Origin of the sequence: Psychroserpens jangbogonensis (assembly GCF_000797465.1) — a bacterium.
GTDB lineage: Bacteria > Bacteroidota > Bacteroidia > Flavobacteriales > Flavobacteriaceae > Psychroserpens > Psychroserpens jangbogonensis.
Genome location: NZ_JSWG01000006.1, coordinates 176,785 through 191,822 on the forward strand (window position 1 = coordinate 176,785; position 15,038 = coordinate 191,822).

The following is a 15,038-nucleotide window of genomic DNA, read 5'->3' on the forward strand; positions in this document are numbered from 1 at the left end:
AGGTAATGTTAATTTTTACCGCCAAAAAGACCTCCTAAAAGTCCTCCTAGTCCACTTTTCTTACTATCTCCACCAAGAACCATTCCCGCTACATCATCAATAATACTTCCATCACCATCAGAATCCAACATTTTTTCGAGGAAAGTTTGTTCTTTAGTTACTGCTCCAGAATTACTAGCACCACCGAGTAAACCTCCTAATAATCCACCAAGATCACTTTGAGAACTAACATTAGTTTGTTTTGCTTGCTTTCCTAAAACACCCATTAAAATTGGCGCTGCAACTTTAAGAATATTTGCTACTGAGCCCATATCTAAACCTGATTTTTCACCAATAATTTTTTCTACACCTTGTTGTTTACTTCCAAGTATATGTCCAAGAATTTTTGAACCATCAGCTTTCACATTGTCATCAACTCCACCGCCGAATAAACCACCAAGGTTATCTAAGATACTACCATCATGCTTTCCACTTAATGCTCCCATTAATCCTTGAGCTCCTTCTGGAGTTGAAGCATTACGTTCCATTGCCTTCATAAGCACTGGTAAAGCCATAGTTAACACACTACTTGTTTTATTTTGATCTGTTCCTGTTGAACCAGAAACACCACTGATAATAGTTTTTCCTAAATCGCTGTTTAATAAGTCTAAAATTCCTGCCATGATATATATTGTATTAGATTAATTTAGTTGGACTTTCAAGATACAAAAAAGTCCTAACATATATTAGGACTCATTTTTTATGATTAGGTCACATTTTTCATGACTTATTTTAAAATACTTATTATTTGTTCTGCTAGTTCAGTACCAATTCTGTCTTGCGCCTCATTAGTTGCAGCACCTGTGTGAGGTGTTAACGATAAGGCAGGATTCATTAATAATTGAATTTCTGGTTTAGGCTCTTTTTCAAAAACATCTAAAGCAGCTCTAGAAACTTTACCACTTTCTATAGCATTTACAAGCGCTATTTCATTAACAACTCCTCCACGAGCAGCATTAGCGATAATCACACCATCTTTCATCTGGCTGAATTCGGCTTCATCGATTACATAGTCTTTTTGAGCAGGCACATGAAGTGTAAGAAAATCTGCTTGCTTTAATACATCTTCCTTAGAAGACATTTCTATTTCGAAATTTACTTTCTGTCCATCAAAGAACTCCAACTCCAAATTTGCTTTTTGCATAAATGGATCAAAAGCAACTACTTTCATTCCTGCGCCAATAGCCACTTTTGCAGTCGCTTGACCAATACGTCCAAAACCTAAAACGCCAAGTGTTTTTCCTTTTAACTCTGTACCCTTAGCATAAGATTTTTTTAATCCTTTAAAATTGGCATCACCTTCTAAAGGCATATCGCGATTAGAATTATGTAAAAAACGTGCTAAACCGTAAAAGTGTCCAAATACTAATTCTGCAACAGAATGTGAGGAAGCAGCAGGCGTATTTATAACATGAAGTCCTTTGCTTCTTGCATAATCAACATCGATATTATCCATACCAACACCACCACGACCAATAATCTTTAAGCTAGGGCAGTTGTCTATTAGGTTTTTTCTAACAGTAGTAGCGCTTCTTACTAATAATACTGTAACGTCATTATCGTTTATATAGTTTTCTAACTGCTCTTGAGCAACTGTTGTAGTCAATACTTCAAAACCTGCACTTTCTAATGCGTGAATTCCACTCTGTGAAACTCCGTCGTTTGCTAATACTTTCATTAAACTTTGTTCTTTTTATTTAAAATTATGCTTTACGTTCTAATTCGCTCATTACATCAACAAGTACACCAACACTTTCTAATGATAATGCGTTATACATTGATGCTCTATAGCCACCAACACTTCTATGTCCATTAAGTCCATTTATGCCAGCTTCTTTAATCATTGTTTCAAATGTTTCCTTTAAGTCTTCATTCGCTAAAGTAAATGTTGCGTTCATACTTGAACGATCTGTTTTTGCTGAATACCCCTTAAATAAAGGATTAAGATCAATTTCAGAATATATCAACTGAGCTTTCTTATCATTTTCCTTTTCGATAGCCTTAATTCCACCTAAATTTTTCAACCATTGTAAAGTTAACATCGATACATACACAGGAAATACAGGAGGAGTATTAAACATACTACTTTTGCTTATATGAATTTGATAATCCATCATAGACGGAATTTTACGAGAAACTTTACCTAAGATATCTTCTTTTACAACTACCAAAGTTGCTCCAGCTGGTCCCATATTTTTTTGAGCTCCAGCATAGATTAAATCAAATTTTGAAAAATCTAACTGACGTGAAAAAATATCACTACTCATATCACATACCATTGGAATAGGAGAGTTTGGAAACTTTTTCATTTGTGTTCCAAAAATGGTGTTATTTGAAGTACAATGGAAATAATCATAATCTTCAGGAATATCATACCCTTTTGGAATATAATTAAATTTGGCTTCTTTTGAAGATGCTACTTCATAAACATCATCAAAGATTTTAGCTTCCTTAATTGCTTTATCACTCCAAGTTCCAGTGTTTAAATATCCAGCTCTCTTTTCTAATAAATTAAGCGCTACCATTAAGAACTGAGTACTTGCTCCACCGTGTAAAAACAATGCTTTATAACCTTTCCCTTCTAGTCCTAATAACTCTAATGCCAAAGCTCTTGCGTTTTCCATAACATCAACAAAAGGCTTACTTCTGTGAGATATTTCTAGGAGCGAAAGGCCATTATCAAAATTTATTACGGCTTCTGAGGCTTGTTGCAATACTTCACCAGGTAAAATACAAGGTCCAGCACTAAAATTATGTCTTCTCATCTGTTTAAAATTTTAATTCCGAAGAAACGGAAAATACATTGTGATTCTTATACTCACAAAGGTCATGAATTCTAATAAAATAAGCGATATTAAATTGATTAATTATTAACAGATTGTCAACGAAAACGAAATAGTATCTACACCATCTGCATAATCCCAAAGATTTGGTAATTGTGTTTGACCAAATTTGATTTCATCATTTACAAAACCATTAGATACGATACATTGTATTTGCTCATTCTTCTCTTGAAGGGTTTCTTTTAAGTCTTCTTTTGATTCATAGTGTTCATAGAAGATTGTGGCTATAGGCGAGGAGTAACTTTCATCTTCTTTAAGCATAAGAAAACCATTTTCGAGCATTTTGAATTCACTCATTAAATACACAGCTTTGTTATAGTCATAATTATTGGCGTATTTGTTTTCATGAATGATCGGATTCCAATCATACATTGCTTTAAAGAAAGCATCAAAATTATAATCTGTAGGCACAAAAAGTTTAGAAACATTTCTGCATCCTAATCCATAATATCTAAAGATATCTTCAGACAATGCCTTTAACTCATCTTCTGACTCGTTTCCAGTTAAAACAGCTAATGAATTTCTATTCTTTCTAATAATGGAAGGATTGCCCTTAAAATAATACTCAAAATAGCGTGCAGTATTATCGCTTCCTGTTGCGATTACTGCATCAAATTTTTCAAGTTTGGTTTCTGTAAATTGAATACGTCCTTTAAATTCAGGTTCAACATGTTCTAAATACTTTGCCAAAAAAGGCAGTAAATGCTTATCATTAGATGATTGTTTCACCAAAACATGATGACCAGAAATTAAGACGCTTAAAAAATCATGAAAACCAACTAATGGAATATTTCCAGCCATTATAATGGCAATTGTTTTAGGAGTTTCAATTTTGAACTGATACTTTTCTAACCATTGGTTAATTAACTTGTTGTTCAATTGATTAGACCAACCTTCTAAAGCAAACAAAATATTTTCTTTTTTAAACCAACCATTGTGTTCATGTGCTAGTTTTAACTGATGATTAAAGCCATCAAAAAACAAATCGTTATGAGGAATATTGTCCTTTTTTTTGATACCTTCCTTAGTAAATTGACTTAAAAAGTCTCCTAATTTTACAAATGCGTTAATTCTTTGTTGTAAATCCATCTTGTGTTTGGTTATACGAGGTTTTGGCTTTATTTTTGCAACTGCAAATTTACGCAAACCGAAAAGAAAAATTACTATGGCTATTACAATAACAGACGAATGTATTAATTGTGGTGCTTGCGAGCCAGAATGTCCTAATACTGCAATATACGAAGGTGCTGATGATTGGAGATATAAAGATGGTACCAGTTTAACTGGTAAGGTTGTTTTACCTAATGGTAAAGAAATTGATGCTGAAGAAACTCAAGAGCCTATTAGCGACGAATTATATTATATTTCACCAGATAAATGTACCGAATGCAAAGGGTTTCATGAAGAACCACAATGTGCGGCTGTTTGTCCAGTAGATTGTTGTGTTCCTGATGAAGACCATGTAGAAACTGAAGAAGAACTGCTAGGAAAGCAACGTTTTATGCATCCTGAAGATTAAACGAAATACACTTTTTAAATAAAAAAAATCCCAAGTTAACACTTAGGATTTTTTATTTATTATAATTATTTACTACTGTAAGTCAGACATTTCAAAAACTAAAAACTGCATAATTCTTTCAACTTCAGTAACATCTTCAATGTCGCTGTTTTCGGTATGAAATGAAGAATAAAATACGCCTCCATCACCATGTAAGAATGTAAATGCTAAGTCTTTGTTTTCAGATATCTCAGTATTTGTATCATCTCTGTACGTTACAGGACCATTTAACCAAGATATAGTTGTTGCGCTGTCATAAGTATCAATAACTTGCCAAGAATATAAAAAGTCGTCAATTTCAACAGTGTCTTCGATTGAGATATTAAAATTCAGTAATAACCATTCACTTAGATCACCTTCTAAAATTGTAGCAACAGTAGTCGTTGATGTTCCGCTTTTTTCAGGAGTATAAGGTGTTAAATAATCTGCACCTGAGTTTGTGATTGCATCTAAATAACCTGCAGCCCAATCTGTTGTATATAAAATTCCACCATTACTAACATAAGCTTCCAAAACACCAGAATTATCAACGAAAGCTTCGCTTAAACCACAGTTTAAGAAAACAATATCATAGGCGTCTAATAAGCCTTGATCACCCATTAGGTCTTCAAAACTAAAGTCTACATTTGGTACTAATAATGGATTAGACGAATTTCTATTTAATGGACCATGCTCGTGTTCATGTTTAGTATTCTGATTAATACCAATTCGATCAAAACCAGAATTACCATCTATAATATCAAATAAAGGCTCACCAGTTACAGGGTTAAAAAGTCCTATGCTATATAACACACTTTCTATGTTATCATAATAACCAGTTACTACAGCTACATTAGGAAGTGTTTCAACGCTTAAGGTTTCTATCGCTAAGTCATTTTCAACATTAACGTTTCGCTCTGTTTTAAATTTCCCTTTATTTATAACCAGATTATAGTCACCTTTAGCAACTGGCAAAGAATAATTTCCTTGTGCATCAGTTCTAGTCTCAGATTTTAAATTGTTGTTTTCATAAGCTCTAACTCGAGCATTAGAAATGGCATCAAAACCATTTGGAGCTAAAAATTTTCCAGTGATGTTAAATTCTTTATCATTGGTTTGATTGTTATCATCTTTACTACAAGAGAATAAAGTTATAATAACTAAGAAGGATAATACGAGTGATTTCATAGTGGTTGATTTTTAGAGTTTTAATATTCAAAAGATAAGAAATAATAATCTCTTGCTATAATTAAAACAATCTGAATCTTGAAATCCCTACCTAAACAATTATTTATTTATAGATTAATGAGATTTATCCTTTTCTGATTGCTCTTTAATTATTTTGATCACTTCTTTACTAAATGAACTTTTATTTGTTTGTTCGCTTTCTTTAGACTTTATATATTCTTTTTTCATTTTAATAAGATCTTGAAGTTTAGAATAGTTTTCTTTTCTTTCATTAGAAAGATCCAAGATTATTGTTTCCTTTTCAGAAATACTTAAGCCTCTTAATTCTTTCGGTAATTGATCGTCTTTGATTTTATCTAATTCTAGCTTACCATCGTTATAATCGTTAATAATTTCATTAGTTCCATAAGCACCTTTTCTTCCTGTTTTACTGCTTTTGTACTCGGCTCTAGAGCTATTTGCTGTTTCAGAGCCATCATCATAGACTTTCATAGACTTTTCTTTCTTGTCATAGTTTTCTCTACGAACGACTGAAGAACCATAATACATTCTTGAGTTATCAATATCCTTTGATGCACTATTGATTTCAGAATCATAAGGTGTCGCAATTGTGTAATCTTGAGCATCTTGATCTAGTTTTAAATATGCTCCATTTGTACATTCAGACATTTTTTTAAAATGAACAATGGCTTCAGAACAACTATTACCAAGCTTAATTGTATTGATCGTAATTCCTTTAATTGCGGCTTGCTTGCAGCTTTCAGTATATTTTATATCATTTGAATAATCCATATGTGGCGGACAATCACCAACAACAAAAATAGTTTTGTAAGTATTTTTATCTGAAGACCATTTCATATTATTCACAGATTCAACTAAAGCTTGATTAACACTTTCTGGAGTGTCGCCACCACCATCTGCTCTTATTTCAAGTAAGTCAGCATACACTTCATCTAAATCAATACTTATAGGAATCTGTTTGGTCACAAATACATCACCTCGATCTCTATAAAATACCATTCCCATTTTTAAAGTATCAATATCTTCATTTTGGGCTAAATCAGTAACGATATCCCAAATTTTCTCCTTTGCAGTATCTATGAGCCCGCTCATGCTTCCTGTAGCATCTAGACAAAACACAATTTCGGTGTTTCTGGTAGCCTTAGTAATAGTTTCTTCTTCAATCTTCGCTTGAGATAATTCTGCTAATTGTGTATCTGCTTTTACAGATTGATCCGTTGAATTTTTACAATTCAGAAGTAAAAAGCATAAAATAATAAAGGTGATTTTGTTTGTCATGATTTTTAAATTTTAACTAAAAGTAGAGGAGGAATGAAGTAAAACAAATGGCTAACTAGTAAACGGTTCTTCTCATCTAGTAAAAGCTCTTTTTTGATGAGTAAACGTGCCATTTTAGAGAATCGCGTAAAAAAGAGATAATCAAATCTTTTTTTTGTTCTAATTAACTACATTTGCAATCGCAAAATTACTATTTATGAAAGCCGGAATTGTAGGATTACCAAACGTAGGAAAATCAACTTTATTTAACTGTTTATCTAATGCTAAAGCTCAAAGTGCAAACTTTCCGTTTTGTACTATTGAACCTAACATAGGTGTGGTAAACGTTCCAGATCCAAGACTTCAGAAGTTAGAATCTCTTGTAAATCCTGAACGTGTACTACCAGCAACAGTAGAGATTGTTGATATTGCTGGACTTGTAAAAGGTGCTAGTAAAGGTGAAGGTTTAGGAAATCAATTCTTAGGAAATATTCGTGAAACAGATGCAATTCTTCATGTATTGCGTTGTTTTGATAATGATAATATTGTGCATGTCGATGGAAGTGTAGATCCTATTCGTGATAAGGAAACCATTGATATGGAATTACAGTTGAAGGATTTAGAAACTGTTGAAAAGAAACTTGACAAGGTAAAGCGTGCTGCTAAAACCGGAAATAAGGATGCTCAAAAAGAAGAAGCTGTTTTAATAAAACTGAAAGAAGCGTTAGAAGCAGGGAAATCAGTAAGAGCATTAGAGTTTAGTGACGAAGACTTAGAAGAATTTGTAACACCTTCACAATTGATTACTGCAAAACCTGTGATGTACGTTTGTAATGTAGACGAAGGTAGCGCCGTTTCAGGAAACGCATATGTAGATTTAGTTCGTGAATCTGTAAAAGATGAAAATGCTGAAGTTTTAGTACTGGCAGTTGGTACTGAAGCTGATATCAACGAATTAGATGATTATGAAGAAAGACAAATGTTTCTTCAGGATATAGGTTTAGATGAAGCAGGTTCTGCTAAACTGATTAGATCAGCATACAAGCTATTAAATCAACAAACCTATTTTACTGCAGGAGTAAAGGAAGTACGTGCTTGGACAGTAGACATAGGAGCTACTGGACCGCAAGCAGCTGGAGTAATTCACACAGATTTTGAAAAAGGTTTTATTAGAGCTGAAGTTATTGCCTATAATGATTATGTAGAATTCGGTAGCGAAGCTAAAGTTAAAGAAGCTGGAAAAATGCGTGTTGAAGGAAAAAATTATATTGTTAAAGATGGCGATGTGATGCATTTCTTATTTAATGTGTAATGCCTCTAATTGAAATCAAAACTCTAATTAACGCAGATATTCAAACCAGCTTTGATTTATCTCGAAACATTGATTTCCATACAGAATCTTTAGAACATTCTAACGAAAAAGCAATTGCAGGAAAAACTTCTGGCTTAATTGAATTCGGTGAATGGGTAACTTGGGAAGCCAAGCATTTCGGAATAAAACAGCAACTCACTTCAAAAATTACCAAGTTCAAAAGTCCACATTATTTTGTTGATGAAATGGTTTCAGGTGCTTTTAAATCTTTTAAGCATGAACATATTTTCCAGTCGAAAAATAATCAAACACTAATGACTGATAAATTTCAATTTGAATCTCCTTTTGGTATCATCGGAAAACTAGCCAATGTGTTATTTTTAAAACGATATATGATCAACCTTTTAGCTACTAGAAATGCATTTTTAAAGAAAAAGGCTGAAGAATTATCTGATATCTATTAAAACTTCGATGTTCTCAACATTATTGGGCTTTTATTGTTAATTACTTTGTGTAAACCCTGTTTCATTTTTTATAGGGTTATGCTATATTAGCATTCTATCTAATTTTTCATTCATTTATGTCTCAAGAAACCAAATATACCGAAGATAATATACGCTCGCTCGACTGGAAAGAACACATCCGAATGAGACCTGGTATGTACATTGGTAAATTGGGTGATGGTTCTTCTCCAGATGATGGTATTTATATTCTTCTTAAAGAAGTGCTTGACAACTCTATTGATGAGTATGTTATGGGAGCTGGAAAAACCATTGAAATATCAATTCAAGGTGCAAAAGTAATCGTTAGAGATTACGGTAGAGGTATACCTCTAGGCAAAGTGGTAGACGTAGTTTCTAAAATGAATACAGGAGGAAAGTACGACTCTAAAGCATTTAAAAAATCAGTAGGACTTAATGGTGTTGGTACAAAAGCAGTAAATGCATTGTCTTCCTTTTTTAGAGTAGAATCTACAAGGGATAATAAAAGTGCTTCCGCAGAATTTGAACAAGGAAATCTTACCAATCAAGATATATTAGATGACACTTCACGACGTAAAGGAACAAAAGTGTCCTTTATTCCTGACGAGGTCATTTTTAAAAATTATAAATACAGAAGTGAGTATGTTGTAAAAATGCTCAAAAACTATGTGTATTTAAATCCAGGATTAACCATCGTTTTTAATGGTGAAAAATATTATAGTGAAAATGGTCTTAAAGACCTTTTGTCTGAAACTATAGCAGAATCAGATTTACTGTATCCAATCATTCATTTAAGAGGTGATGATATTGAAGTTGCCTTAACACATAGCAAAACCCAATATAGTGAGGAATACCATAGTTTTGTAAATGGTCAAAATACCACACAAGGAGGTACACATTTAGCTGCTTTTAGAGAAGCACTTGTAAAAACTATTAGAGAATTTTATGGTAAGTCCTATGAAGCTTCAGATATACGGAAATCTGTAGTTACTGCTATTGCGATTAAAGTCATGGAACCTATTTTTGAAAGTCAGACAAAAACAAAATTAGGTTCAACAGATATGGGAGGCAAATTGCCAACAGTAAGAACCTATATCAATGATTTCATGAAGACGTATCTGGATAACTATTTGCATAAAAACCCAGATGCAGCTGAGAAAATTCAACGTAAGATTCTTCAAGCTGAACGCGAACGAAAGGAACTTTCAGGAATTAGAAAACTAGCAAAAGACAGGGCTAAAAAATCTAATCTTCACAATAAAAAACTACGAGATTGCCGTGTGCATTTTGGTGATACTAAAAATGAACGCAATCTAGAAACGACGCTATTTATTACTGAGGGAGATTCTGCATCAGGAAGTATTACTAAATCAAGAGATGTGAATACTCAGGCTGTTTTCAGTTTAAAAGGAAAACCGCTTAATTCTTATGGGTTAAGTAAAAAGATAGTTTATGAAAACGAAGAATTCAATCTTTTACAAGCTGCTTTAAATATTGAAGAATCTTTAGAAGACTTGCGATACAATAATATTGTGATTGCTACAGATGCTGATGTAGATGGTATGCATATTAGATTACTTCTAATAACATTCTTCTTACAGTTCTTTCCTGAAGTCATAAAAGAAGGCCATTTGTATATTTTGCAAACACCTTTGTTTAGAGTTCGAAATAAAAAAGAAACTATTTATTGTTATTCTCAAGAAGAACGTCGTGATGCTGTAGAAAAACTGAAGCCTAAACCAGAAATCACACGATTTAAAGGATTAGGTGAGATTTCTCCAGATGAATTTGTGCATTTTATTGGTGAAGACATTCGTTTAGATCCTGTTATGCTTGATAAAGATATGTCTATAGAAGAATTGTTGTCCTTTTATATGGGAAAAAATACACCGACGCGACAAGAGTTTATTATTAATAATTTAAAAGTCGAATTAGATTTGGTTGAAGATAATATGTAGAATGAAGAAATGTAGTCAAATCTTATTGCTTGTTTTATTTGGAACCTTTTTGATCACAGTTAATGCTCAAAGTAAAAGTTTTAAAAACGGAAAAATTAAGGCTAGTAGCTATTTTGAAGAGTTATCTTTTGAGTTTGAGAAGAATAAAATTGTAATTCCAGTTGAAATTGAAGGTAAAACTTATCGTTTTTTATTAGATACAGGTGCTCCAAATATTATTTCTAAGGAGGTATATGAAACCATTCAGCCTAAAAAGATTGTAACGCTTTCAACCAATGACGCAAATAACATAAGTCAAGATTTAGACATTGTTTCTATAGAAAGTATAAAACTTGGATCTTTAGAATTTCAAAAATTTTCGGCATTAGTTTATGACCTTAATGGGAGTGATATTTTTAAATGTTTTGGTATAGATGGCTTTATTGGAAGTAATATGCTTCGTCATTCTATCATTCAAATCAATGCAGAGCAAAAAATCATAAAAATAACAGACCATATAAAAAAATTAGGGTTAGATAAAAAACAATCTGAAAAACTCAAGTTAGTTGGAAATCAAAGCAGTCCCTATGTCTGGATAAAAATAAAAGGTGAAGATAACGGCAAAGAGATGGTTTTGATAGATACAGGAATGGGAAGCCTTTATGATCTTTCAGAAGAGAATTACGACGTATTTAAGACAAAAAATATTTATAACGAAATTGGAAAAAGTGATGGAGCATCTTCAGTAAGTTTATTTGGAGAAGTTCCAATTGATAGTCAAATTAGAGTTCATTTACCAAAATTAGTAATTCAAGATTTTGAGATTAACAATGCCATTACACATACCACCAAAGGAGATCATTCAAAAATAGGCGCAGAGTTATTGAATTACGGTATTATGACGCTAGATTATAAAAACAAGCGGTTTTACTTTAATTCTTACAATGAATCTTTAAGTTTGAATGGTGATTTTGGTTTCACTCAAACACTTAAAAACAATAAACTCGTTATCGGTTATGTTTGGGATGAAGATTTAAAAACTAAAATCAATTATGGCGATGAAATTCTCGAAGTAAATGGAGAAGAAGTTAATACAACTAACTTTTGTGATTATGTTACAAAAAAGTCTGTTTTAAAACTTTTAAATAAGTTAACTTTAAAAGTTAAAAAAGAAAATGGTAATGTGATTGAATTAACAGTAGAAAAGAAACAACTGTCATCAATTTTTGATAATTTTAAAATTAATTGAAAACTATTAAATAAATTTTATGCGTACCAATAATTCAAATGTTAAAAACATAATTGTATCAATATATTTTATATTTCTGGTTTTAGCCATTGCATTACCTATTTTTATAAAATCTCTCAGAATTTTTAATGGTAGTACAACTTTAAGTTCTGTAATCTTTGCTATAGGATTTGCTGGATTGTTTTTTTTGGTCCACTTTATTTGCAAATTTTTTGAGTACGATAGTGATGGCACTAAAGTGATACTAACGAATAAAGGATTATTACTTTCTGAATATTTTAATTACAGACAACATGTTGTTGAGTTTGAAAAAGAAAGTTTAATAGCATATAGCTTTAAAAATTATATAATCTATAGAACGCTATCAATCTACATTAAAGATTCACGAGGTGGGAAACGAAGAGAGTCTTTCAATATTACTTTAGTAACGAAACGTAAACGTAGATACATTAGACAATCCTTGAAAAAAATTGTAAAAGCTAACAAAAAAAAGGCCTCTTAATTAATGAGTGATGATAATAACGATTTAATCAACGAACAAGACGATAATAACGAAACTATTACCAGAGTTACTGGTATGTTTAAAGATTGGTTTCTAGATTATGCATCTTATGTAATTTTAGAACGTGCTGTTCCGGCTATTGAAGACGGTTTCAAGCCAGTGCAACGTCGTATCATGCATTCTATGAAGGATCTTGATGATGGGCGTTACAATAAAGTTGCAAATATAGTTGGTCATACAATGCAATATCATCCACATGGTGATGCTAGTATTGCTGATGCTATGGTGCAAATTGGTCAGAAAGATCTATTAATTGATACACAAGGAAACTGGGGAAACATTCTTACTGGAGACAGAGCTGCAGCATCTCGATATATTGAAGCACGTTTATCTAAATTTGCTTTAGAAGTTGTTTATAATCCTAAAATAACAGAATGGCAATCTAGTTATGACGCTAGACGAAAAGAGCCAGTGAATTTACCAGTAATGTTTCCATTATTGTTGGCACAAGGTGGTGAAGGAATTGCAGTTGGATTATCTACCAAAATATTACCACACAATTTTATTGAATTAATTGATGCTTCAGTAAAGCATTTAAAAGGGAAACGTTTTACAATACTTCCTGATTTTCCTACAGCTGGAATAGCTGACTTTTCAAATTATAATGATGGTTTAAGAGGAGGAAAGGTAAGAGTTAGAGCTAAAATTTCTCAACTCGATAAAAACACACTTGTTATTACCGAGATTCCTTTCGCAACAAACACATCTTCTTTAATTGATTCTATATTAAAAGCGAACGATAAAGGTAAAATCAAGGTTAAAAAAATTGAAGACAATACGGCTGCAGATGTTGAAATATTAGTGCATTTACCATCTGGAATTTCACCAGACAAGACTATTGATGCTTTGTATGCTTTTACAAATTGCGAAACTTCAATTTCACCTCTAGGATGCGTTATTGAAGATAACAAACCATTTTTTGTTGGTGTTTCAGAAATGTTACGTCGCTCAACTGATAATACAGTTCAGCTTTTAAAGAGTAATCTTGAAATCAAGCTAAGTGAATTTGAAGAACAATGGCATTTCGCTTCCTTAGAACGTATTTTTATTGAAAAGAGAATCTATCGTGACATTGAGGACCAAGAGACTTGGCAAGGTGTTATTAAAGCTATTGATAAAGGATTACAGCCACATATTAAACACTTAAAGCGTCCGATTATTGAAGAAGATATTGTTCGTTTAACTGAAATACGAATCAAGCGGATCTCAAAATTTGATATTGATAAGGCACAGCAAAAAATTGATGCAATTGAAGATCAAATCGCTGAAGTAAAACATCACTTAGCTAATCTAATCGATTATTCAATAGCTTATTTTGAGCGTCTTAAAAAAGAATATGGAAAAGGTCGTGAACGCAAAACTGAAATTAGAACTTTTGAAGATGTAGATGCAACAAAAGTAGTTATTCGTAACACTAAGCTGTATGTGAATAGAGAAGAAGGTTTTATTGGTACATCTTTAAGACGTGATGAATACGTTTGTGATTGTAGTGATATCGATGATATTATTGTGTTCACCAATCATGGAAAAATGATGATCACAAAAGTGGATAGTAAAACCTTTATTGGTAAAGATATAATCCATGTTGCGGTCTTTAAGAAAAAAGACAAACGTACTATTTACAACATGATTTATCGTGATGGTGCCAAAGGCCCTACATATATAAAACGATTTGCAGTGACATCTGTAACTCGTGATAGAGAGTATGATTTGACCAATGGAAATAAGAGTTCAAAAAACTGGTATTTCTCGGCAAACCCTAATGGTGAAGCTGAAGTTATTACAATACATTTGCGTCAAGCAGGAAGTATCAAGAAACTAAAATGGGATATTGATTTTGCTGATGTCTTGATTAAAGGTCGTGCTTCTAAAGGAAATTTAGTCACTAAATATTCTGTTAAGAAAATAGAACTCAAAGAAAAAGGTGTTTCTACTTTAAAACCTCGTAAAATATGGTTTGACGATACAGTACAAAGACTTAATGTAGATAATCGAGGTGAATTAGTTGGTGAGTTTAGAGGAGAAGACCGTTTGTTGATAATCACACAATCTGGAATGGTAAAAACTATTTTGCCAGAACTTACTACTCATTTTGATAACGACATGATAGTATTAGAAAAATGGATTCCTAAAAAACCAATATCTGTCATTTATTTTAATGGCGAAAAGGAATTATACTACGTGAAGCGTTTCTTAATTGAAAATGAAGGTAAAGAGGAATCTTTTATTTCTGAACATCCTAGTTCGCAATTAGAAATAGTTTCTACCGACTGGAAGCCAATGGCCGAAATTGAATTTACAAAAGAACGTGGTAAAGAACGAAAGGATAATGAAACAGTTAATGTCGAAGACTTTATAGCAATTAAAGGAATTTCGGCTCTAGGAAATCAATTAACTAAAGACAAAGTCAATCAAGTAAATATTTTAGAATCATTGCCATACGAAGCGCCTGAAGAAGTGCATGCTGTAGATATAGAAGTTGTTGATGAAATTATTGAGCAAGCGGACTCTAAAGATAGTACAGAAGACAAATCTCAGTCTAAAGATGATGATTTAGATATCGACGATAAAGGTCAAGTTACATTGTTTTAAATACCTTATATTTGTTTAA

13 protein-coding genes are annotated in these 15,038 nt (G+C 32.3%); 7 read left to right on the forward strand and 6 right to left on the reverse strand.

From position 1 onward, the window contains the following. Positions 1-8: 8 nt before the first annotated feature. The 4 genes from RH81_RS04230 to RH81_RS04245 form a co-directional block, all read right to left on the reverse strand. Complete coding sequence (locus RH81_RS04230) at positions 9-662, reverse strand: DUF937 domain-containing protein (RefSeq protein WP_033958182.1); 654 nt, start codon at positions 660-662, stop codon at positions 9-11. A gap of 104 nt (positions 663-766) precedes the next feature. Beyond that, positions 767-1,717 (reverse strand): D-2-hydroxyacid dehydrogenase, encoded by a 951-nt coding sequence (locus tag RH81_RS04235; protein ID WP_033958184.1) that lies wholly within the window; start codon positions 1,715-1,717, stop codon positions 767-769. 25 nt (positions 1,718-1,742) lie between these two features. Next, positions 1,743-2,804, reverse strand: a complete 1,062-nt coding sequence (serC, locus tag RH81_RS04240) for a 3-phosphoserine/phosphohydroxythreonine transaminase (protein WP_033958187.1) — start codon at positions 2,802-2,804, stop codon at positions 1,743-1,745. 105 nt (positions 2,805-2,909) lie between these two features. Then, the gene (locus tag RH81_RS04245) at positions 2,910-3,971 is read right to left on the reverse strand and encodes an acyl-CoA reductase (RefSeq protein WP_033958722.1); all 1,062 of its coding nucleotides are present in this window, start codon (positions 3,969-3,971) and stop codon (positions 2,910-2,912) included. Between the two features lie 76 nt (positions 3,972-4,047). Here RH81_RS04245 and RH81_RS04250 point away from each other — a divergent pair, with 76 nt between their 5' ends. Beyond that, entirely contained in the window at positions 4,048-4,401 is a 354-nt protein-coding gene (locus RH81_RS04250; protein ID WP_033958190.1) for a 4Fe-4S dicluster domain-containing protein, read from the forward strand. Between the two features lie 72 nt (positions 4,402-4,473). On the opposite strand, the gene RH81_RS04255 is transcribed toward RH81_RS04250, so the two are convergent. Together RH81_RS04255 and RH81_RS04260 are read right to left on the reverse strand one after the other, a co-directional pair. Then, complete coding sequence (locus tag RH81_RS04255; protein WP_033958192.1) at positions 4,474-5,607, reverse strand: carboxypeptidase-like regulatory domain-containing protein; 1,134 nt, start codon at positions 5,605-5,607, stop codon at positions 4,474-4,476. Between the two features lie 114 nt (positions 5,608-5,721). Beyond that, positions 5,722-6,906 (reverse strand): vWA domain-containing protein, encoded by a 1,185-nt coding sequence (locus tag RH81_RS04260; RefSeq protein ID WP_033958195.1) that lies wholly within the window; start codon positions 6,904-6,906, stop codon positions 5,722-5,724. Positions 6,907-7,102: 196 nt separating this feature from the next. Between RH81_RS04260 and ychF the strand changes: the two genes are divergently transcribed. From ychF to RH81_RS04290, 6 genes are all read left to right on the forward strand, one after another. Continuing rightward, entirely contained in the window at positions 7,103-8,197 is a 1,095-nt protein-coding gene (gene ychF, locus RH81_RS04265) for a redox-regulated ATPase YchF (protein ID WP_033958210.1), read from the forward strand. Continuing rightward, positions 8,197-8,661 (forward strand): SRPBCC family protein, encoded by a 465-nt coding sequence (locus RH81_RS04270; protein ID WP_033958213.1) that lies wholly within the window; start codon positions 8,197-8,199, stop codon positions 8,659-8,661. Before ychF ends, RH81_RS04270 begins: the two co-directional genes overlap by 1 nt. Before the next feature lie 116 nt (positions 8,662-8,777). Beyond that, a complete protein-coding gene (locus tag RH81_RS04275) occupies positions 8,778-10,637 on the forward strand; it encodes a DNA topoisomerase IV subunit B (RefSeq protein ID WP_033958216.1) in 1,860 nt (619 codons plus the stop codon). 1 nt (position 10,638) lies between these two features. Next, on the forward strand, positions 10,639-11,865 hold the full coding sequence (locus RH81_RS04280) for a retropepsin-like aspartic protease (RefSeq protein WP_033958218.1): 1,227 nt from the start codon (positions 10,639-10,641) through the stop codon (positions 11,863-11,865). 19 nt (positions 11,866-11,884) lie between these two features. After that, positions 11,885-12,367: a hypothetical protein gene (locus tag RH81_RS04285; protein ID WP_033958221.1), complete on the forward strand. Its 483-nt coding sequence runs from the start codon at positions 11,885-11,887 to the stop codon at positions 12,365-12,367. A gap of 3 nt (positions 12,368-12,370) precedes the next feature. Then, positions 12,371-15,019 carry a DNA gyrase/topoisomerase IV subunit A gene (locus RH81_RS04290; RefSeq protein ID WP_033958222.1) on the forward strand — a complete coding sequence of 883 codons (2,649 nt, stop codon included), beginning with the start codon at positions 12,371-12,373 and terminating at the stop codon, positions 15,017-15,019. Positions 15,020-15,038: the final 19 nt, after the last annotated feature.